Below are 19,462 nucleotides of genomic sequence, written 5' to 3' on the forward strand. Positions count from 1 at the left end.
GCCGTGATTGACACAGCTGTGACGCGACTCGAGGTGTCGCAGAGGCAAGCTGCGGAGGCCTACCGCCTGGCGGAAGCGCACGAGACCAATCCCCGTTCCGTCTGGGGCTACGTGCAAGGACTGACGCGACTCAGTCAGGGCACGCCCTGGCAGGACGGACGATACACGCTCGATCGCGCCGCCAGCCGCCTCCTGACCACGGTTCAGTAACCCTGGTCCTCGCCGCGCGGGTACATCCCCGCCGGCTCCCAACATACACCGCCGTTCACGCGGACCGCCCAGGCCCTCCGCACAGGTCGCCGCGCGCCTCAACGCGCGTCGTCAGCCGTGAGAGGAGGAGCCATGCGCGGAATTCGAACCGGCATCACCGACATCGATGAGTACCTCGAGGCAGGTGTCAGAGCCAAGCAGGACCTCGATGCGGACCGGTGGCGGCGTGAGATCCGTCCGCGCGAGTTGCGGTTGTTTGCCGCACGCGCCCGACACCTCACGTGGTCACGCGCACTCCTGAAAGCGGTCGTCGAGGAACTCTATCCCGACGATCTCTTTGCGGATCTCGTCGGCACGCTCGATTGCATCCCGCGGCGCCAGTGGCCGTGGGTGCTCGCGAGCGCCGTCGCGCTGCGCCAGAGTTGGCGGCGCGACGGCCTGACACGCCTGGCGCAGTCGCTGCGTGTCTCGCTGCCGCCGAGCGGCTCGGATCCACACGGCAGTTCCGTCCACCCGTCCCGACCATCACCGCCCCGAGTCTATGGCTCGCCTCGGCGCCGTCAAGGCGCGCCGCGTTGCGGCGCCCCCGCGAAGCGGGGCTTACGGCCTTGACGGCGTCCTCGGCGAAGCCATGTCTTGGCCGCTACGTGATGGTCGGGAATCTATCAGCACGTTTTCCGAAAGGAGCACCCACGATGCGTCAACTGTCGATCACGCCCAGCGTCACGGTCACGATCGGCCGCCACACGCGCCAGTACTTCGCCTTCGTCACCACCGCTCCGGCCGAACTCGACACGCCGGCGACGGTCACGCTGCACACAGGTCCATTCGCGGATCTTGCGGGATTCGTTGCGGATCCGTTCATTCACGACGTCACGCAGACGAGCGGTCCAGCCCGACTGGTGCTCGTCGACGCGATGGAGCTCGCCTGGCAACGAGCGAAGTATCGCGGCCAGCAGCACCACCTGCTGCGAGCCGACCCAGGCCTCGTTGCCTTGAACACCCTGCAGCACTGGCTGTGGCAGCGCCTGAAAGGGGCGGCCCTCAGCGCGGTGACCGCATGACTCGCTCAACCCCCACGTCAGCGTTAACCGCTCGCCCGAGTGGCGGGCTTTTCAGGAGGTCACATCATGGTGGTCAAGATCATCGCGAACGACAAGGGTCAGCCGGCCGGCAAACTCGCCGATGCCGAGCTGCACTTCTCCGACGGCGTCTTCGACGGTTTGAAGCTGATCGGCTTCTCCGTGTGGGAACGCCGCGGCGGCGGTGGCCGGAACGTCACGTTCCCGGCGCGCCAGTACTCCGTCAACGGTGAGCGGCGCAGCTTCGCGCTGTTGCGACCCATCTCCGAAGCGAACGCACAGGAGCGTATTCGCGACCTGGTGCTGCAGGCGTACGCCGAGTACGAGGACCAGACCAGAGACGAAGTCGCCTGACGCTTGACGACTGCTCCCGGGTGCCGCCTTGTGCGGCGCCCGGGAAATCAAGCATCGCTTTTCGCACGGGGTGGCACATGAATCCGAACGATCTCCCGACGCTCCTGACGGTGGATGAGACGGCCTCGCTGCTTCGCACCAGTCGCAAGGCCGTTTACGCCATGGCCGAACGCGCGCAGTTGCCGGGCGTGACGCGAATCGGCCGACGCTGCCTCATTCGCTCGGCCGATTTGCTAGACTGGTTAGACCAGAAGTCCACGTCATCGCGAGGAGGGGGAACGCGATGAGTGTGACTGTTCGACCGTACAAAAGGGGCGGCTGGGAGGTGGACATTGTCTTCCGGCTGCCAAACGGCACGCGGCACCGTGAGCGGAGCAAGGCTCCAGTAGGCTCGAAATCGGCCGCGCAACGCTGGGGTGACGACCGCGAACGGTACCTGCTGATTCACGGCCTCGCCAAGAAAGAGCAGGAGGTGCCCACACTGAGAGAATTCGCGCCGCGGTTTCTTGATGAACATGCGCGTGCGAATCAGCAGAAGCTCGGAGGCATTGCGCACAAGGACAGTATCCTGCGCAATCACCTCCTGCCCACGTTAGGGGCGAAGTCGCTGGACGCGATCACCGCGGAGGACGTGCAGCGGTTGAAGCGTCGTCTTGAGGACCGGGCGCCAAAGACGGTCAATAACGTGCTGACCGTGCTGAGTACGCTGTTGAAGAAGGCGGTCGAGTGGGGCGTCATCCCTTACGTGCCCTGCACGATCCGGCTGCTGAAGACGAGTCAGGGCTCTGTCGAATTCTACGACTTCGATGACTACGAGCGCCTGATCGCGGCGGCGCGCGCGCTCGACTCCACGACCTTGGCGTGCGTGCTGCTCGGCGGAGATGCCGGCTTGCGATCCGGCGAGATGCGGGCGTTAAGGTGGCGTGACGTCAATCAGGAGGCGAAACAGCTTTGTGTGGAGCGCAACGATTGGCGAGGCCACGTGTCCACCACGAAAGGAGGACGGCTCCGACACGTGCCGATGACGGCCAGACTGGCGGCCGCGTTGCGCGAACACCGCCATTTGCGCGCGCCGCTGGTGCTGACGGGACGGGACGACGGCCGTCTATCGGAAAGCGCGGTTGTCGTGCGGGTGCAGCGCGCAGCGCACCGAGCGGCATTGCAGAACACCGGTCCGCACATTCTGCGGCACACGTTCTGTTCACATCTCGCCATGCGAGGCGCCCCGGCGCGAGCGATCCAAGAGTTGGCGGGGCATAGAGATCTGGCGACGACCCAGCGCTACATGCACCTGAGCGCGACAACGCTCGATAGTGCCATTCGGCTCCTAGAATCCCGTCCACCCGCCGTCGCGGGTGGAGACATCGTGGAGACGGGTTCCATCGTCGGCGAGAAGTCGTTCTCGTAGAACAAGTTAATTGGTGCGGAAGAAAGGACTCGAACCTTCACGGCCTTGCGGCCGCCAGCCCCTCAAGCTGGTGCGTCTGCCAGTTCCGCCACTTCCGCGAGGGTGGGCGCGTCGTGCGCGTGCCCGAACGCTCAGTATATCACTCAGGACACGCGACCGAGATACGTGTCGAACCATCCCAGGACCTCGCGGATCAAGTCCGGCCGACGCTGGCGCACGTCGTGCGGCGTGTCGAAATAGACATGTCGCTTGTCGGCTGCGGGAGTGCCGATCATCCGGAACAGCGGATCCTGCGAGCTCTCGACCGGAAACGCCGCGTCGTAGCGGCCGTTGATCATCAGCACCGGCTTGGTGATCCGCGGCGCGAAGTCCACCTGGTCGAGGCCACTCGGCGGGTTCGGCCATTGGAAGAATCCGCCGTCGAGCAGCACGACCGCCTTCAGCCGATCTTCGAGCGCCGTGAAGAGCACGCCCCACGCCGCCCCCTGGCTGGCCCCCAGATAGCCGATGCGGTTGGCGTCGATGTCGGGCCGCGATTCGAGGTAGTCGATCGTCCGCGACACGTCTCTCGCCCAGCTCGTGGTGACGTCGCGCTGCAGCGTCGGCCCCGGGTTGACCGGCGCCTTCCTGCCGCGCTCGTAGAAACCCAGATAGATCGGATACGCCACCGCACGGCCGCTCTTGATCACGTAGTCCACGAACGTGAGGTCGCCGAGCTGATCGCTCGACGTCAGCGAGCCGACGCGCGCACTCGGGAAGAACACCACCGCCTGCAGCGGTCGCGGCGCCTGCTTCGGGACGAAGAGGTAGACGATCAACGGCTGCCCGGCGTAGGCCGCGTCGACCGTGATCTTTTCGCGCGTCCAGTCCGGCGAGGGGTCGGCGACTGTCTGGACGGTCGCGTGCACCGGGGTCTTGTCGTAGGCGTACATCGCGCGATACGCGCGGAACACCTCGTCGGAGGCGGGGGTCGCCTTGGCGAGGTCGCGGTGGAACATCGGCCGGGGCGCCGCTGCCTCGGGCGGCACCACACCCTCGTTCCGGACACAGCGGAAGCCGTTCAGCGGCGTACGATCCAGCGGCGACAGCACTTCGGGCCCGTACGAGCTGGCCTGGCGGCCAAGGATGTAGCGCTCGCTGCCGCCGTTGCTGTTTAGATACCACTCGCGCACATTGCCGACCATGTCGAACGTGCCGTACGGGCCGACGCCGGCGTTGGCAGCCGTCGGCGCAAGATGCTCCGAAAGGTTGCTGAACCGGACGAAGTAGCGATCGAGCGCGAACGGCGCGACCTTGTTGCGCTGGATGATCACCGGCAGGCTTTTCTGCGCGAACACGGCGTAGGCGGACGCCTCGTACCAGCTCACGCCTGACACCGGATAGTCGGCCTGGCCGTCGGGATAGCGGCCCGCTTCCCACGTCGACGGCCCGGGCCGTCCGGTGGCGTCGCGGAAGAGCGCCATCGCCTCGCTCCACGGAAGCGTCCGGCCATCGCGGACGATGGGTTCCTTCCAGAAGCGCTCGCTCGCGTAGCCGCCGGCGTCCACGAACGCCTGATAGTCGCGATTGGTGACTTCCACCCGATCGACGTAGAACGGCGGCAGGTCATAGGGCCCGAGCCAGCCGAGAAACGCCGCGAAGTCACCGATCCGTCCGCCGTCGACGGGCAGCATGCCGCGCGGCGCTTTCGCGATCGCGTCGAGCGGAAAGTGCATCTCGTTCGACACGAACGGCGCCGCGGTGTAGTCGGCGACGCCGGGCTTCGACACGTGCCAGCGCAGATAGCCGCTCGGAATCCGGATCTGCCTGAGCGGCGTCGTCCCCAGCCGCAGCCACGGCTCGTCTGGCGCCAGATAGTCCTTGACCTCGACGACGGCCCCCTGCGGATCCGAATCGATCGAGACGATGCGGGTGGCGGCGGCGACGGCGTGGGCCAGGTCGGGATCGCCGGGCAGATCGCGCTCGGCGCGCTGGATGATCGGAAACGCGGCGGTCGATCGTTCATCGGCGGCGAGTTGCGCGATCTGGGGCACGTCCCGCTCGCGGACGGCCGCGCGGCGAACCGATCCTCGATACGCGGTCCAGCCGGCTGCCGATGCGGCGACGAGCGCCGTCAGCGTCACCACGACAGCCGCCGACACCCAGGCAGGCCGCCGCGCCCGAGCACCGGGCTCCCGCTGCAGGTCCTGCAGCGCCGTCGCGAACGCCGCGGCCGACGGGTAGCGATCCGCGGGGGATTTCTGCAGCGCTCTCAGGACCACCTGGAGAAGTGGACCCGGAAGCCGGCTGCCGCCGCTCGCGGCCGGCGCCGGCGTCTGCGCGATCGCGTTGACCACTTCGAGCAGAGTCGGGCGCGCGAAGGGATTCACGCCGGCAATCGCCTCGAAGAGGACGATGCCGAGCGCGAAGATGTCGCTGCTCGCGTCGGCCGGGCGGCCCTCGAGCTGTTCGGGCGACATGTAGGCCGGCGTGCCGGCGGTGACGCTGGCGACGGTATCGAACGCGCCGGCCGTCAGGCGCGACACTGTGGCGTCGCCCGCCGGCCGCAGCGCCGCCAGGCCGAAGTCCAGCACCTTGACGTAGCCGTCGCGCCTGAGCATCACGTTCTCGGGCTTGACGTCCCCATGCACGATTCCTCTCGCGTGCGCGGCGTCGAGACCGCGCGCAATCTGGATCGCGATCTCGACGGCTGCCCGAGGATCGACCGGCCCGTTCGCTTCCCGCGCGCGCAGCGTCATGCCGTCCACGCACTCCATCGCGATGAAGGGAACGTCGCCGGCGGCGGCGACCTCGTAGATGGTGACGATGTGCGGGTGGTTCAGCGCCGAGAGGGCGCGCGCCTCGTTCTGGAAACGCGCCAACCGGTCGGGATCATCGGCGACGTTCGCGGGGAGCAGTTTGACGGCGACCGGGCGCTGCAGCCGTTCGTCGACGGCGCGGTAGACGACACCCATCCCGCCCTCGCCGAGGCGTTCGGCGATGCGGTATCGGTTGCCGATCAGCTGCCCGACTGGCTCGAGCACACAGGTGATGGAGGGCGCTTACTTCTTGACGGGCGTCGACGTGGGAGCCGCGGGATGCTGGGCCGGCGCGGGCGCCGGTACCGAAACCTGGGCAGGGCCCTTCACGCCGCTCAACACCGAACCCGGTCCGCGCTGTCCGTACACGCCCAGCATGATGGCGCCGAGCATGAACAGCGCGCCGAGAATCGTCGTCGCACGCGTCAGGACGGTCGCTCCTGCCCGTGCTCCGAAGGCCGTCTGCGTACTGCCGCCGCCGCCGAATGCGCTCGCCATGTCGCCGCCTTTGCCCTGCTGCATGAGCACCACGAGCAGGAGGAGCAGGCACGCGACGAGATAAAAGGTCACGAGCAGGTAGTAGAGCATAAGCACATAATTATACCGTATGAGGCAGCAGCTTTCGGACGCACTCGCGTGGGGAGACGCGCACGCCAGGTTCGAGCAGGCAGTGAGGGATTTTCCTCCCAGGCTCAGGGGACGCCGCGTCCGCGGCCTCCCGTACTCGGGCTGGGAGATTCTCGAGCACATGCGCCGCACCCAGCACGATATCCTCGACTTCTCGCGGAACGCGAAATACAAGGCGCTGACGTGGCCCGCGGACTACTGGCCCGGTTCGCCCGAGCCGCCGGACGCGAAGGCCTGGGACCGCTCGGTTGCGGCGTTCCGTCGCGACCGCAGAGCACTGCAGCGGATGGCCAGCGACGCCACGCTGAACCTCGCGCGAAAGATCCCGCACGGCGACGGCCAGACCTACGCGCGTGAAATGCTCCTGGTGATCGACCACAACGCCTACCACCTCGGTGAGCTCATCATGCTGCGCCGGCTGCTCGGCGTCTGGAGATAGCGCGAGCGGATTCGGCCGCGCCGCTATCCGGCCGCGGGGCGTGAGCGCTTGACGATTTCGTAGAAGCTGCGTACGTCGAGGCTGGCGCCGCCGACCAGCGCGCCGTCGACATCCTCGAGCGAGGCGAGCTCGCCGATGTTATCGGGCTTGACGCTGCCGCCGTACAGGATGTGGCACTGATCGGCGGCGGCGCCGCCGAACCACTGCCGGAGCCGGGCACGGATATGCGAGTGCGCCTCTCCCGCCTGCGCGGGGGTGGCGTTGCGGCCGGTGCCGATGGCCCACACGGGCTCGTAGGCGACGACGAGGGATGCGATCTGCTCGCCGCCAACGCCGTCGAGTCCCTGCTTGATTTGACGGTCCAGCACGTCGAGCGTCTGACTGGCGTCGCGCTCGTCGAGCGTCTCCCCGATGCAGACGATCGGCGTCAGCTGCGCCGCGAGCGCGGCCGTCAGCTTGCGATTCACCGACACGTCGGTGTCGCCGAAGAGCCGGCGCCGCTCCGAGTGTCCGATGATGACGTACTCGGCGCCGGCCTCTTTCAGCATGGCGGCGCTGATCTCGCCGGTGAACGCCCCCTCGCGTTCCCAGTGCAGGTTCTGTCCGGCGACGCCGAGGCTCGACCCGTGGGCCGCTTCGACGGCGGCGTGCAGGGCGGTGAACGGCGGTGCGATGACGATCTCGACGTCGTGCACCTCCTTCACCATCGGGCGGAATTCCTTGATGAAGGCGACCGCCTCGGCGACGGTCTTGTACATCTTCCAGTTGGCCGCGATGAACGGGGTGCGCATGTGTTGTCGTCCGAGTCTATCGGTCCGGGAGCACGGCGACGCCGGGCAGCGTCCGGCCGCCGAGGAACTCGAGCGAGGCGCCGCCGCCCGTCGAAATGTGGGTGATGCGGTCGCTGACGCCGGCCTTGGCGACGGCCGCGATCGAGTCGCCGCCGCCGATGACGGTCGTGCCGTGCACCGAGGCCATCGCCTTCGCCACCTCGATCGTGCCCGCCGCGAAGGCGTCGATTTCGAACACGCCCATCGGCCCGTTCCAGACGACCGTCTTCGCCGTGGCAATCACCGCACGGTAGACCTCGATCGTCTTCGGGCCGATGTCGAGCCCCATCCGCTCGCCGATTGCCGGGTCGCCGACGGCCAGTGTCTCGGCCGGCACTCCCGCTTCGAGGCGGGCCGCCACGACGTGGTCGACCGGCAGCTCGAAGCGCAGGCCTCTCGCGCGGGCGCGCGTCTCGATGTCCCTGGCCGCGTCGAGCAGATCCGGTTCGACCAGCGATTTGCCGACCGGCAGGCCGCGCGCCTGAAAGAACGTATAGGCCATCGCGCCGCCGACCAGCAGCGCGTCGACGCGCGGAATCAGGTTCTCGATCACCTCGAGCTTGTCCGACACCTTGGCGCCGCCGAGGATCGCCACGAATGGGCGCTCAGGCCGCTCCAGCACCCTCCCGAGGTGTTCGATCTCGGCTGCCATCAGCAGGCCGGCTGCCGACTCCTTCATGTACTTGACGACGCCTTCGGTCGACGCGTGCGCCCGGTGCGCGGATCCGAACGCGTCGTTCACGTAGACATCGGCGAGCTGCGCGAGTTGCTGCGCGAAGGCCGGGTCGTTTTTCTCTTCTTCCGCGTGGAACCGCAGATTTTCGAGCAGCACGACCCCGCCGGCGCTGCCCGCTTCGGCGATCGCGGTGGTCGCCGCCGCGCCGACGCAGTCGGTGGCGAACACGACCGGCCGCTGCAGCAGTTCCGCGACCCGCCGCGCCACCGGCTCGAGCGTGTATTCGGGATTCGCCTTGCCCTTCGGGCGCCCGAGGTGGGAGCAGAGGATCACGGTCGCCGCCCCCTGCTCGAGCGCGTAGCGCACAGTCGGCAGCGACGCGCGGATGCGCGTGTCATCGCCGATCTTCCCGCCCTTGATCGGGACGTTGAAGTCGACGCGGACGAGGACCTTGCGCCCCCGCAGATTCAGATCCTTGACGGAACGTTTTGCCACGATACCTGCCGTTGGTGCGGATGACGAGCGACCGCCGCTGCCGACGCTAGACGCCCTTCTCGATCATCAGGCGGAGGAGATCGACGCAGCGGTTCGAGTAGCCCCATTCGTTGTCGTACCACGACAGGACCTTGACGAAATCGCCGTCCATCACTTTCGTGTAGGGCGAGTCGATCATCGACGAGTGAGGATTGCCGCGGAAGTCGATCGAGACCAGCGGTTCGGTGACGTATTCGAGGATGCCCTTCAGCGGGCCGTCCGCCGCCTTCTTGAACGCGGCGTTGACCTCTTCCGCCGTCGTCTTCTTCTCGAGGATGGCGGCGAGATCGACGACCGAGACGTTGGGGGTCGGGACGCGCATCGCGAAGCCGTCGAGTTTGCCCTTCAGCTCCGGCAGCACTTCCCCGACCGCCAGCGCGGCGCCGGTGGTCGTCGGGATCATCGACAGCGCCGCCGCGCGGGCGCGCCGCAGGTCCTTGTGGGGCAGATCGAGCAGCTGCTGGTCGTTGGTATAGGAATGGATGGTCGTCATCCAGCCCTTCTTGATGCCGAACGTCTCGTGCAGCACCTTCGCCATCGGCGCCAGGCAGTTCGTGGTGCACGAGGCGTTGGAGATGATGTGGTGCGTCTTCGGGTCGTACTTGTCGGCGTTGACGCCCAGCACCAGCGTGATGTCCGGCTGCTTCGCGGGCGCGGTGATGATGACTTTCTTGGCGCCGGCGGCGAGGTGCTTGGCGGCGGCATCACGGTCGGTGAACAGGCCGGTCGACTCGAAGACGATGTCGACGCCGAGATCTTTCCAGGGGAGCTGCGCCGGATCCTTCACCGACAGCACCTGGAAATCGTCGCCGTCGACCGTGATCCGATCGCCGCTCGCTTTGATCGAAGATTTCAGGTTGCCGAGGATCGAATCGTACTTGAGCAGATGCGCGAGTGTGCCCGCGTTCGTCAGATCGTTGACCGCGACGAAATCGATGTCCGCGGCACCGAGCGCGGCGCGCATGATGTTGCGGCCGATGCGGCCGAATCCGTTAATCCCGACCTTCGTTGCCATCGTTGCGAAGCCTCCGAATCCTCGATTCTAGTGCATAATCAGCGTTTCAGACGGTGTATCTCCTATACAGCGTACTCATCGTCACATTCTTTCTGATCATGTCGCCGTACCTGGCGTGGCAGGCGGTGCGCTACCGGAAGTACATCGGTTCGCTCGGCGAGCGGCTGGGATACCTGCCGATCACCTTCAATCTCGACGGCGAGGAATCGATCTGGATCCATGCCGTGTCGGTCGGCGAAGTGCTGACCGCGCGCGCGCTGCTGCCCGAGCTGCGCGAACGCTATCCGCGTCTGCGGCTGTTCCTGTCGACGACCACCATGACCGGCCAGCAGATCGCGCGCAACAGCCTACAGTTCGTCGACGGCGTGTTCTATTTTCCCTTCGATCTCGGGTTCGTCGTCAACCGCACGCTGCGGCTCGTCAAGCCGCGTCTCTTCGTGATGATGGAGACGGAGATCTGGCCGAACCTGCTGCGCGCCTGCGAGCAGCAGGGCGTGCGCACCGTGCTGGTCAACGGCCGCATCTCGTCGCGCTCCTACCCGCGCTACCGGCTGGCGCGGCCGTTTCTGCGGCGTGTCCTCGCCACGGTCAATCGCTTCTGCATGCAGAGCGACGAATCGGCGCGGCGGATCATCGACATGGGCGCCGATCCGGCGCGGGTGGTCGTCACCGGCAGCCTCAAGTTCGACTCGCTGGAAGTGCCGGGCACCTCGACCGCTGCGGATCGCGGCCGCAACCGCGTCCTCCGCTACTTCCGCATCGCTCCCTCGCGTCCGGTCCTCATCGCGGCGAGCACGATGAAGGGAGAAGAGGAGCCGATCTTCGAGTCGTTCCAGCGCATCCGCGCGCGTTTGCCGGAGACGCTGCTCATCATCGCGCCGCGCAAGCCCGAGCGATTCGGCGACGTGGAGCAGTTGGCGCGGCAGGGCGGCTGGAAGGTCGCGCGCCGGACCGAGCTCGCGGTCGACGCCGAACCGCGTCAGGACGTCATCGTGCTCGACTCGATCGGCGAGCTGGCGCAGCTCTACCAGGTCGCGACGGCGGTGTTCGTCGGAGGCTCGCTCGTCGATCAGGGCGGGCACAACATCCTCGAGCCGGCGGTGTTCGGCAAGGCCATCGTGTTCGGACCGTACATGCAGAATTTTGCCGAGATCGCGCGCACGTTCATCGAGCACGACGCGGCGATCCAGATCCGTTCCGGCCGCGAGCTGGAGCAGGCGCTGCACGCCCTGCTCACCGACCCGGTGCGCCGCGCCCGGCTCGGCGCGGCGGCGCGGGCGCTGGTCGAAGCCAACCGCGGCGCGCGGGTCAAGACGATGGCGGCGATCGGCCGCGTTCTGCCGCCGCAGGATTCCGGCAACGTGCGGCCGTTCCGGGTGGTCCACTGATCGCACGCGCCTACGCCGCCGCCGCGCGACTGCGTCGCGGCTTCTACGCCCGGCGCCCCGACCTGCAGCACATGCTCGAACACCCGGTGATCAGTATCGGCAATCTGGCCGCGGGCGGGCGGGCCAAGACGCCGATGGCCGCCTTGGCCGCCGCGGCCCTGCGCGACGCCGGCGAGCGCCCTTCGATCCTCAGCCGCGGCTACGCACGCCGCGTCCACGAAGACGGCGTCGTGGTGGCGCGCGACCCGTCCGGCATCCGCGCCGATCTCGATCGCACAGGCGACGAGCCATCGATGCTGGCGCGGACGCTCGACGGGGTCGCCGTACTGGTGTCGCCCAGCCGCTTCCTGGCCGGCCGGCTGGCCGAGACACAGTTCGGCTGCACGGTGCACCTGCTCGACGACGGCTTTCAGCACTTCGATCTGTATCGCGACGCCGATCTCGTCGTGCTGGCGCCCGACGATCTCGCCCGGCCGGTGACGCTGCCGTCGGGTCACTTGCGCGAGCCGCTCGATGTGCTGGCCGCGGCCGACGCGGTCGTCTGGCTCGAGGCCGGGCCTCGAGACCCGGTCCACCCATCAGGTCTGGAGCAGGTGTCGAAACCCGGCAGACCGGTCTGGCGCGCGCGCCGCCGCCAGGGCGCGCCGACGACCGCCGCGCCGGTGCTGGCCGTCGCCGCGATTGCGTCGCCGGCGGCCTTCTTTCGCGGGCTCCGTGACGGCGGCTGGAACGTGGCCGGCGAGTTGTCGTTCCGCGATCACTATCGGTACACGGCTGGCGACCTCGAACGGATCTGCCGCCAGGCATCCGACGCCGGCGCGGCGCGTATCGTCACCACGGACAAGGATCTGGTACGGCTACTGCCGTTCCGCCCGTGGCCCGTGCCCATCGAGGCGGTACCGCTCTCGATCGCGCTCGACGATCCGGCGTCGTTCACCGACTGGCTGCTGTCGGTGGCGAGACGGACCGGCCGCAGTCCGCGACGGGACGCCAACTGCCGAGGGGACATCGGCGCGGCGGCGCCCACCGGCCACGCATGATCGCGCTCCATCACCGGCTCGAGTATCGCGCGGTCATGACGGCGCGCGGACTGGCGCGGGTGTCGCCGATGCCGCTGGTGCTGGCCGCCGGCACCGCACTCGGCTGGCTGTTCGGCACGTTCGATCGTCCACACCGCCGCCTGGCGCTCAAGAACCTCGCCGCCGCGTTTCCCGGACGCCCGCCCGCCGAACGCGCCGCCATCGCGCGCGACATGTTCGCGCACTTCGGCCGGCTGCTGATGGTGCTGCTGAAGTTCAGCACCATGACCCCGCGCCAGATGCTTGCGCGGGTCGAGTTCGAAGGGGCCGAACGGGTGACCGCGGCGCATGCGCTCAATCGCGGCGTGCTGCTCTTTACCGGCCACTTCGGATTCTGGGAAATCAACGCGCTGGTGCACGCGCTGCGGCTGCATCCGATGGCCGTGATGGCGCGGCCGCTGGACAATCCGCTGCTGCACGACCTGCTCGAGCACGTCCGCGGCCGGACCGGCAACAGCGTGATCTATCGCAAGGGGGCGCTGCGCCGGGTGATGCGGGCGCTCGCCGCGAACCAGGCGGTGGCGCTCCTGATCGATCAGCACATCCACACCGACGCCGTGCCGGTCGATTTCTTCAACCGTCCGGCCGCGACCACGACCGCGCTGGCGGCGCTGGCGCTGCGCACTGGCGCGCCGGTGATTCCGGTCTTCGCGCTGCCGCTGCCCGGCGGACGGCTGCGGATGGTCTACGAGCACGCGGTCGAGCCGCCGCCCGCCGACGATCCCGATGCCATCCGGCAGTTCACGCAACGCTGCACCGACGTGCTCGAGATGTACGTGCGGCGGTACCCGGGGTTGTGGCTCTGGATGCACCGCCGCTGGCGCGACGCCGATCCGGCCATGCGCGGCATGTTTCCGGCGGCGAGCACGGAAGACTGACATGTGTGTGACGACGGCCGCCCGCGGCGGGCCTTTCGTGCCGCCGAATCCCAGCGCGCGATGAAGCCGATCGCGCGTCTGATCGTCCGCGCACCGAACTGGCTCGGCGACGCCGTGATGGCGCTGCCCGCGCTCGACGCGGTGCGGCGCGCCTACGCGGATTGCCGCATCGTGCTGGCGGCGCGCCCGCAGATCGCACCGCTCTTCGAAGAGGACACGCCGGCGGCGCCCGACGAGATCCTGATCGTCAATCGCGCCAGCGAGACGGCCGAGCTGCGCGGCGCCCGCGCCGATGCGATCTTGTTGCTGCCGAACTCCTTCGGCAGCGCCTGGGTGGCGCAGCGCGCCGGGATTGCCGAGCGCTGGGGTTTCAGCGGCGGCTGGCGCGGCTGGATGCTGACGCGGCCGATCCGGCGCCCGCGGGGGCGCCTGCACCACGTCGACTACTACCTGTCGCTGGCGCGAGGCCTCGGCATCGAGGTGCCGCCGGTGCCGCCGCGGCTCACGGCGCGGCCGCCGACGCTCGCCGCGGCCGACCTCCTGCTCCAGCGCGCCGGCCTCGCGCCGGGCACGCGACCGGTCGGATTTGCCCCCGGTGCGGCCTACGGGCACGCCAAGCGCTGGCCGCCGGATCGTGTCGCCGGAGTGATAGCGGCGCTCGCCCGGCAGAACGTCCCCGCGGTGCTGGTCGGTGCGGCCGCCGATCGCGACACCGCGCGTGCGATAGAATCATCGCTGCCCGCGGGCGCGCGGGTGGTGGATCTGGTCGGCCGCACGACGCTTCGTCAGCTCGTCGGGGTCATCGCCCGCTGCAGCGCGTTTGTCTCGAACGATTCGGGCGCGATGCACCTGGCGGCGGCGCTCGGCGTACCGTTGACGGCCATCTTCGGACCGACCGACGAGCGGGTGACGTCGCCGGGCGGACGTGCCGACCTGATCGTGCGCGACGTGTTCTGCCGGCCGTGCCTGCTCCGCGAGTGTCCCATCGATCATCGCTGCATGAAACGGATTGACGTCGACACCGTGTTCCGCTCGGTCACCGGGCACCTCGCATGAGGCGCGCCGTCTTCCTCGACCGCGACGGCACCCTCATCGAAGAGTCGGGCTATCTCGATCGTCTCGAGCGTCTCGTCTTCTATCCCTATTCGGTCGACGCGGTCCGGCTGCTGAACCGCGCCGGCTTCGCCGTGGTCGTCGTCACCAACCAGGCCGGCATCGCGCGCGGCATCGTCGAGGAAGCGTTCGTGGCCGAGGCGCACCGGGCGATCTCCGGGCGGCTCGCGGCCGGTCTCGCGCACGTCGACGCCTACTACCATTGTCCGCACTACCGGACCGGCGTCCGCGCCGAGTACGTGCAGGACTGCGACTGCCGCAAGCCGCGTCCGGGCATGCTGCGCCGCGCCGCCGCCGATCTCGATCTCGACCTGGCGCGCTCGTTCGTGGTCGGCGATCGATGGCACGACGTCGGGGCGGCGAAGGCGGTCGGCGCCCGCGGCGTCCTCGTCCGCACCGGGCTCGGCAGCCGCGAGGAGACGGCCCCGCAAGCGGATCTGCAGGCCGACGCCATCCTTGACACGCTGGCCGACGCGGCCGCGTGGATTCTCGATCAGCCATGACAGCGACAGTCAACGCCTCGCGTCTCCTCGCCCTCGTCGACGCTATTGCCGGGCGCAAGGTCGTCGTCGCCGGCGATCTGCTGGCCGACGAGTTCATCTACGGCGAGATCGCCCGCGTGTCGCGCGAGGCGCCAGTGCTGATTCTCAACTACGACTCGACCGAGGTCGTGCCCGGGGGGGCCGGTAACGCCGCCGCCAACGCCGCCGCGCTCGGCGGGTCGGTGCGCGCGGCCGGTATCGCCGGGCGCGACGAGACCGGGCGGCGGCTGCTCAGCGTGCTCAAACAGCGGAGAGTCGACGTCGGCGCCGTGCTGCGTCCGGCGGCCTATCGCACGCCGACCAAGACGCGCATTCTTGCCGGCGGCATCCACTCCGCCAAGCAGCAGGTCGTGCGTATCGACCGCGCGTCTTCGGCGACGATCGACGCGCGGGCGCGCGCCGCGTTCGAGAGCGCCGTGCTGCGCGCGGTGCGCGACGCCGACGCGCTGATTGTCTCCGACTACGGCAGCGGCCTCGTATCGCCGGCGCTCGTCGCACAGGCCAAGCGGCACACCCCGATCACCGTCGTCGATTCGCGCTATGCGCTGCCGAAGTTCCGCGGCATGACGGCGTGTACCCCGAACGAGTCGGAGGTGGAGCAGGCGCTCGGGCTGAGGATCGGCGACCAGCCGAAGGCGCTCGAGCGGGCCGGACGCACCCTGCTGCACCTGACCCGGGCGAAAGCGGTGCTCGTCACCCGCGGCAGCCGCGGCATGGCGCTGTTCGAGCGGGCGCACCCGACCGTCCACATTCCCATCGTCGGATCCGATCAGATCGCCGACGTCACCGGCGCCGGCGACACGGTGATCGCGACCTTGACCCTGGCGCTGAGCGCCGGCGCCACGTTCGTCGAGGCGGCGCAGCTGGCCAACTGCGCCGGCGGCATCGTGGTCATGAAGCGAGGCACCGCGACGGTGAGCGCGAGCGAGCTCCGGTACCTGATCAGCGGCGGCTCCATCGGCCGTCCCGGCGCCTGACGCGCATGGGACGCGTGGTGTCGCGCGACGAGCTGGTGGCCGCGGCGGCGGCGGAACGGCGTGCCGGCCGCACCATCGCCTTCGCCAACGGCTGCTTCGACCTCCTGCACGTCGGCCACGTTCGCTATCTGCAGGCCGCCGCCGCCGAAGGGGACGTGCTGGTGGTGGCGGTCAACGACGACCAGTCCGTCGGCCGGCTGAAGGGAGCCGGTCGGCCGATCCTGGCCGCGGCCGACCGCGCCGAGCTGGTGGCGGCGCTGCGCGGCGTCGACTACGTCGTGGTCTTCGCCGAACCGACGGTGACGCCGCTCCTGCTCGCGGTCAAGCCCGACGTGCACTGCAAGGGGACCGACTACGCTGCCGACACGGTCCCCGAGCGCGACACCGTCCGCGGCTATGGCGGACGCATCGCCATCGTCGGCGATCCCAAGGATCACTCGACGCGCGATCTGCTGGGCCGCATCCGGGCCTCCGCTCCATGAACATCCTGATCGTCCGCCTCGGATCGCTGGGCGACGTCATCCACGCGATTCCGGCGGCGGCGGCTCTGCGAAGGGCGTTCGCGACCGCCCGCATCGACTGGCTCGTCGACGCTCCTCACCGCGACATCGTCGAACTGGTGACAACGCTCGATCGCGTCGTGGTGCTGCGCGGCGGTACGCTGCCCGCCTGGGCGTCGGCGCGGCGCGAGCTTCGCGCGGCGCGCTACGACGTCGCCCTCGATTTTCAAGGCCTGCTGAAATCGGCGGTCCTGGCGCGCGCCTCGGGCGCGGCGCGGGTCGTCGGCTTCACTCGGCGCGACCTCCGCGAGAAGACCGCGCGCTTCTTCTATACCGCGTCGGCGAATGGCGAGGGGGCGCACGCCATCCTGAAGAACCTGCGTCTGCTGCAGACGCTTGGCATCGAGGACGACGGGATCGAGTTCCCGTTGCGGCCTGTCGAGTCCGCCGCGCTCAGTGCGCTCCGCTCCACGCTGGGAGGCTCGCGCGTTGCTCTGATCAATCCCGGAGCCGCGTGGCCGAACAAGCGGTGGCCGGCCGGGCGTTTCGGGCAGCTCGCCGCGTCGATCCGTGAACGGCATGCGCTCGTGCCCGTGGTCCTCTGGGGTCCGGGAGAAGAAGAACTGGCGGCCGCCGTGGTGGCGGCGTCGGGCGGGGCGGCCGTGCTCGCGCCGCCGACGTCGGTCCGCGATCTCGTCGCCTTCTGCCGCGCCGCCGATCTCTTCGTCGCCGGCGACACCGGACCGTTGCACGTCGCGACGGCCGTTGGCACGCCGACCGTCAGCCTCTACGGCCCGACCGACCCGGCGCGCAACGGTCCGTGGTCTTCGAGTGACGTCTTCGTGTCGCGCGCCGATCGGTGCGGCTGTCCGATCGAACGCAGCTGCCGGCAGGCGCGCTGGTGCCTGGAAGAGATCACCGTGGCGGACGTGGACGCTGCCGTGCAGAGGCGCCTGGCGGTGGGAGAGACGCGTGGCTGACGGGAGGGCCTGGCGCCGTATCGTGGCGGCGATTTCGCGGCGGCGCGTCACCGCCGGGTTCCTGATCGGGGTGCTCGCGGTGTGGCTCGCCGACCCGAGCCGCGGATCGCTGACGCTTGGCGCCGGGGTCGCGACGGCGGGAGAAATGCTCCGCGTGTGGGCCGCCGGGCACCTCGAGAAGGGACGCGAAATCACCGCGTCGGGGCCCTACGCGATCACGCGGCATCCGCTGTACCTCGGCTCGGCGTTCATCGCGGCCGGCATGGCGATCGCGTCGAACCGCCTCCTGGTCGTGCTGATCATCGCCGCCTACCTGACGATCACGATCGGCGCGGCGATCTGGACGGAAGAGGCGCACCTGACGGAGAAGTTCGGCCACCAGTATCCGGCGTATCGCGAAGGGGATCTGCCGCGGGTGGCCCGGCGTTTCAGCCTGACGCGCGTGATCCGCAATCGGGAATACCGCGCGATCGGCGGGCTGGCGCTCGTGCTGGCTGTCCTGGCGTGGAAGGCGGCGCATTGATGGCTGCGAGGGTTTCGCGCGGCATCTGGATCTGGCTCGCGGCGCTCGTGCCTTTTATCGTGCTGTGCACGGCGAACTCCGCGATGTACCGATACGCGGCGTCGGACGAGGCGTTCTACATCCCGGCCGTCCTGCTCGACCTGCAGCCCGCCGCGTTTCCGCGTGACGCTGCGCTGATCGTGTCGCAGGCGCGCCTGACCCTCGTCGACGAAACGATCGCCGGTCTGGCGCGATGGACCGGTGCGGGACTGCCGGCGCTGTTCGCCGTCCTCTACGTGACGACGCTGGTGCTGCTCGCGGCCGCGGTCTGGTTGATCGCTCGGCGGGTGTACCGCACTGTCTGGGGTGCGGTGGCCCTGCTCACGGTGCTGACGCTGCGCCATGCGATCTGGCGCACCGGCACCAACACGCTCGAAGGCTATTTCCACCCGCGTCAGCTCGCCTTCGCGTTCGGCGCGCTCGGGCTGGCGGCGCTCCTCCGCAGGCGTGTGCCGGCTGCCGCCGGCGCGCTGGTGCTCGCCGCGATCGTGCATCCCACCACCGCTCTGTGGTTCGGGATCTGGTTCGGCGCGGCCGCCGCCGTCATGCAGCCGCGGTGGCGTCGACCGCTGGCTGGCGTCTGTGCGGCCGGGCTCATCGCCGGCATGTGGGCCTTGACCGTGGGGCCGCTGGCCGGCCGGGTGGCGCGGATGGATCCCGAGTGGGTCGCCACGCTGGCGTCGAAGGACTACCTCTTTCCACTCGAGTGGCCGCTGACCGCCTGGATGCTGAACCTGCTGTACGTGCCGGTGATCGTCCTGCTGTACCGACGTCGGCGCGCGCTTGGCCTGGTCGATGATCCGGAAACGGGCATGGTCGCCGGTGTGCTCTCGCTGGCACTCGTCTTCGCGGCGATCCTGCCCGCCAATGCCGCCCGCGTGGCGCTGGCCGTGCAGCTGCAGCCGGCGCGTATGTTCTGGATGCTCGACTTCGTCGCGGTGATCTACGTGACGTGGGCGCTCGCCGAGGGGGCAGCCCCGCGCGAGGCGCGGGCGGGGCTGGCCGCCGCGTGTCTGATCGTGCTGTCGATGGCCCGCAGCGTCTACCTGAAGGGGGTGCTCTTTCCCGATCGTCCGCTGGCGTTGATCGACATCCGAGACGACGACTGGGGGCGGGCGATGGCGTGGGCGCGGCAGACGGACCTCGGGTCCGGCTGGCTGGCCGACCCGATGCACGCAGTTCACCATGGCGCGAGCCTCCGCGCGGCGGCGGGCCGCGACGTGCTGGTCGAGGCCGTCAAGGATGCCGCGGTCGGTCTCTACGATCGACGGACGGCGATCCGCACGAGAGACCGCCTGCAGGCGGTGGGGGACTTCGGCAGTCTCAGCGCTGAACGGGCCCGGGCGATTGGCGCTACGTACGATCTCGACTATCTAATCGCCGAGCGCGAGTTCCCGCTACCGGTCGCGTTCGAGAGCGGGGCGGTTCGCGTCTACCGTCTCCGCTGAGAGGCCGCGCGGTTCGGCCGGT

At 69.1% G+C, this 19,462-nt stretch carries 21 protein-coding genes and 1 tRNA gene; 16 read left to right on the top strand and 6 right to left on the bottom strand.

Going from position 1 to position 19,462, the window contains the following annotated elements:
• From VGI12_18290 to VGI12_18310, 5 genes are all read left to right on the top strand, one after another.
• Positions 1–210, top strand: a 210-nt coding sequence (locus tag VGI12_18290; GenBank protein ID HEY2434629.1) for a hypothetical protein, incomplete at its 5' end; no start/stop codon positions are given.
• A gap of 132 nt (positions 211–342) precedes the next feature.
• A complete protein-coding gene (locus tag VGI12_18295; protein HEY2434630.1) occupies positions 343–822 on the top strand; it encodes a hypothetical protein in 480 nt (159 codons plus the stop codon).
• A gap of 83 nt (positions 823–905) precedes the next feature.
• Positions 906–1,274 carry a hypothetical protein gene (locus VGI12_18300; GenBank protein HEY2434631.1) on the top strand — a complete coding sequence of 123 codons (369 nt, stop codon included), beginning with the start codon at positions 906–908 and terminating at the stop codon, positions 1,272–1,274.
• Between the two features lie 66 nt (positions 1,275–1,340).
• The gene (locus VGI12_18305) at positions 1,341–1,646 is read left to right on the top strand and encodes a hypothetical protein (protein ID HEY2434632.1); all 306 of its coding nucleotides are present in this window, start codon (positions 1,341–1,343) and stop codon (positions 1,644–1,646) included.
• A gap of 325 nt (positions 1,647–1,971) precedes the next feature.
• Positions 1,972–3,054, top strand: a complete 1,083-nt coding sequence (locus VGI12_18310; GenBank protein HEY2434633.1) for a tyrosine-type recombinase/integrase — start codon at positions 1,972–1,974, stop codon at positions 3,052–3,054.
• An 11-nt stretch (positions 3,055–3,065) separates the two neighbouring features.
• Here the strand turns inward: VGI12_18310 and VGI12_18315 are convergent.
• The 3 genes from VGI12_18315 to secG form a co-directional block, all read right to left on the bottom strand.
• Positions 3,066–3,152, bottom strand: a tRNA-Leu gene (locus tag VGI12_18315).
• A 45-nt stretch (positions 3,153–3,197) separates the two neighbouring features.
• A complete protein-coding gene (locus tag VGI12_18320) occupies positions 3,198–6,077 on the bottom strand; it encodes a protein kinase (GenBank protein HEY2434634.1) in 2,880 nt (959 codons plus the stop codon).
• A gap of 18 nt (positions 6,078–6,095) precedes the next feature.
• Positions 6,096–6,440 (bottom strand): preprotein translocase subunit SecG, encoded by a 345-nt coding sequence (gene secG, locus VGI12_18325; GenBank protein HEY2434635.1) that lies wholly within the window; start codon positions 6,438–6,440, stop codon positions 6,096–6,098.
• 19 nt (positions 6,441–6,459) lie between these two features.
• On the opposite strand from secG, the gene VGI12_18330 reads away from it, so the two are divergent.
• Positions 6,460–6,918, top strand: a complete 459-nt coding sequence (locus VGI12_18330; GenBank protein ID HEY2434636.1) for a DinB family protein — start codon at positions 6,460–6,462, stop codon at positions 6,916–6,918.
• 23 nt (positions 6,919–6,941) lie between these two features.
• Here VGI12_18330 and tpiA read toward each other — a convergent pair whose 3' ends face one another.
• Genes tpiA through gap form a run of 3 tightly spaced genes read right to left on the bottom strand, consistent with a single transcriptional unit; the run spans position 6,942 to position 9,973 of the window.
• Complete coding sequence (gene tpiA / locus VGI12_18335; GenBank protein HEY2434637.1) at positions 6,942–7,709, bottom strand: triose-phosphate isomerase; 768 nt, start codon at positions 7,707–7,709, stop codon at positions 6,942–6,944.
• Positions 7,710–7,725: 16 nt separating this feature from the next.
• Positions 7,726–8,919, bottom strand: a complete 1,194-nt coding sequence (locus VGI12_18340) for a phosphoglycerate kinase (GenBank protein ID HEY2434638.1) — start codon at positions 8,917–8,919, stop codon at positions 7,726–7,728.
• Between the two features lie 46 nt (positions 8,920–8,965).
• Positions 8,966–9,973 carry a type I glyceraldehyde-3-phosphate dehydrogenase gene (gap, locus tag VGI12_18345; protein HEY2434639.1) on the bottom strand — a complete coding sequence of 336 codons (1,008 nt, stop codon included), beginning with the start codon at positions 9,971–9,973 and terminating at the stop codon, positions 8,966–8,968.
• Positions 9,974–10,026: 53 nt separating this feature from the next.
• Between gap and VGI12_18350 the strand changes: the two genes are divergently transcribed.
• The 10 genes from VGI12_18350 to VGI12_18395 are packed head-to-tail and all read left to right on the top strand — an operon-like array spanning position 10,027 to position 19,440.
• Positions 10,027–11,361 carry a 3-deoxy-D-manno-octulosonic acid transferase gene (locus VGI12_18350; protein HEY2434640.1) on the top strand — a complete coding sequence of 445 codons (1,335 nt, stop codon included), beginning with the start codon at positions 10,027–10,029 and terminating at the stop codon, positions 11,359–11,361.
• Positions 11,361–12,401, top strand: coding sequence for a tetraacyldisaccharide 4'-kinase (lpxK, locus tag VGI12_18355; protein HEY2434641.1), 1,041 nt, complete (start codon positions 11,361–11,363; stop codon positions 12,399–12,401). Before VGI12_18350 ends, lpxK begins: the two co-directional genes overlap by 1 nt.
• Positions 12,398–13,318, top strand: a complete 921-nt coding sequence (locus tag VGI12_18360; GenBank protein HEY2434642.1) for a lysophospholipid acyltransferase family protein — start codon at positions 12,398–12,400, stop codon at positions 13,316–13,318. Before lpxK ends, VGI12_18360 begins: the two co-directional genes overlap by 4 nt.
• A gap of 60 nt (positions 13,319–13,378) precedes the next feature.
• The gene (gene waaF, locus VGI12_18365; protein ID HEY2434643.1) at positions 13,379–14,374 is read left to right on the top strand and encodes a lipopolysaccharide heptosyltransferase II; all 996 of its coding nucleotides are present in this window, start codon (positions 13,379–13,381) and stop codon (positions 14,372–14,374) included.
• Positions 14,371–14,934: an HAD family hydrolase gene (locus VGI12_18370; protein HEY2434644.1), complete on the top strand. Its 564-nt coding sequence runs from the start codon at positions 14,371–14,373 to the stop codon at positions 14,932–14,934. The genes waaF and VGI12_18370 overlap by 4 nt, the downstream gene beginning before the upstream one ends.
• The gene (locus VGI12_18375; GenBank protein HEY2434645.1) at positions 14,931–15,950 is read left to right on the top strand and encodes a PfkB family carbohydrate kinase; all 1,020 of its coding nucleotides are present in this window, start codon (positions 14,931–14,933) and stop codon (positions 15,948–15,950) included. The genes VGI12_18370 and VGI12_18375 overlap by 4 nt, the downstream gene beginning before the upstream one ends.
• 5 nt (positions 15,951–15,955) lie before the next feature.
• Positions 15,956–16,432: an adenylyltransferase/cytidyltransferase family protein gene (locus tag VGI12_18380; protein ID HEY2434646.1), complete on the top strand. Its 477-nt coding sequence runs from the start codon at positions 15,956–15,958 to the stop codon at positions 16,430–16,432.
• Positions 16,429–17,430 carry a glycosyltransferase family 9 protein gene (locus VGI12_18385; GenBank protein HEY2434647.1) on the top strand — a complete coding sequence of 334 codons (1,002 nt, stop codon included), beginning with the start codon at positions 16,429–16,431 and terminating at the stop codon, positions 17,428–17,430. Before VGI12_18380 ends, VGI12_18385 begins: the two co-directional genes overlap by 4 nt.
• Complete coding sequence (locus VGI12_18390) at positions 17,423–17,953, top strand: methyltransferase (GenBank protein HEY2434648.1); 531 nt, start codon at positions 17,423–17,425, stop codon at positions 17,951–17,953. The genes VGI12_18385 and VGI12_18390 overlap by 8 nt, the downstream gene beginning before the upstream one ends.
• Complete coding sequence (locus VGI12_18395) at positions 17,953–19,440, top strand: hypothetical protein (protein ID HEY2434649.1); 1,488 nt, start codon at positions 17,953–17,955, stop codon at positions 19,438–19,440. Before VGI12_18390 ends, VGI12_18395 begins: the two co-directional genes overlap by 1 nt.
• Positions 19,441–19,462: the final 22 nt, after the last annotated feature.

The sequence above is a fragment of the Vicinamibacterales bacterium genome (assembly GCA_036496585.1).
Classification (GTDB): domain Bacteria; phylum Acidobacteriota; class Vicinamibacteria; order Vicinamibacterales; family 2-12-FULL-66-21; genus JAICSD01.

Coding starts and splice junctions, on each gene's coding strand:
- VGI12_18295 (HEY2434630.1), top strand. CDS start 343: ATGCGCGGAATTCGAACCGGCATCACCGACATCGATGAGTACCTCGAG.
- VGI12_18300 (HEY2434631.1), top strand. CDS start 906: ATGCGTCAACTGTCGATCACGCCCAGCGTCACGGTCACGATCGGCCGC.
- VGI12_18305 (HEY2434632.1), top strand. CDS start 1,341: ATGGTGGTCAAGATCATCGCGAACGACAAGGGTCAGCCGGCCGGCAAA.
- secG (HEY2434635.1), bottom strand. CDS start 6,440: ATGCTCTACTACCTGCTCGTGACCTTTTATCTCGTCGCGTGCCTGCTC.
- VGI12_18330 (HEY2434636.1), top strand. CDS start 6,460: ATGAGGCAGCAGCTTTCGGACGCACTCGCGTGGGGAGACGCGCACGCC.
- tpiA (HEY2434637.1), bottom strand. CDS start 7,709: ATGCGCACCCCGTTCATCGCGGCCAACTGGAAGATGTACAAGACCGTC.
- gap (HEY2434639.1), bottom strand. CDS start 9,973: ATGGCAACGAAGGTCGGGATTAACGGATTCGGCCGCATCGGCCGCAAC.
- VGI12_18360 (HEY2434642.1), top strand. CDS start 12,398: ATGATCGCGCTCCATCACCGGCTCGAGTATCGCGCGGTCATGACGGCG.
- waaF (HEY2434643.1), top strand. CDS start 13,379: ATGAAGCCGATCGCGCGTCTGATCGTCCGCGCACCGAACTGGCTCGGC.
- VGI12_18370 (HEY2434644.1), top strand. CDS start 14,371: ATGAGGCGCGCCGTCTTCCTCGACCGCGACGGCACCCTCATCGAAGAG.
- VGI12_18375 (HEY2434645.1), top strand. CDS start 14,931: ATGACAGCGACAGTCAACGCCTCGCGTCTCCTCGCCCTCGTCGACGCT.
- VGI12_18380 (HEY2434646.1), top strand. CDS start 15,956: ATGGGACGCGTGGTGTCGCGCGACGAGCTGGTGGCCGCGGCGGCGGCG.
- VGI12_18385 (HEY2434647.1), top strand. CDS start 16,429: ATGAACATCCTGATCGTCCGCCTCGGATCGCTGGGCGACGTCATCCAC.
- VGI12_18395 (HEY2434649.1), top strand. CDS start 17,953: ATGGCTGCGAGGGTTTCGCGCGGCATCTGGATCTGGCTCGCGGCGCTC.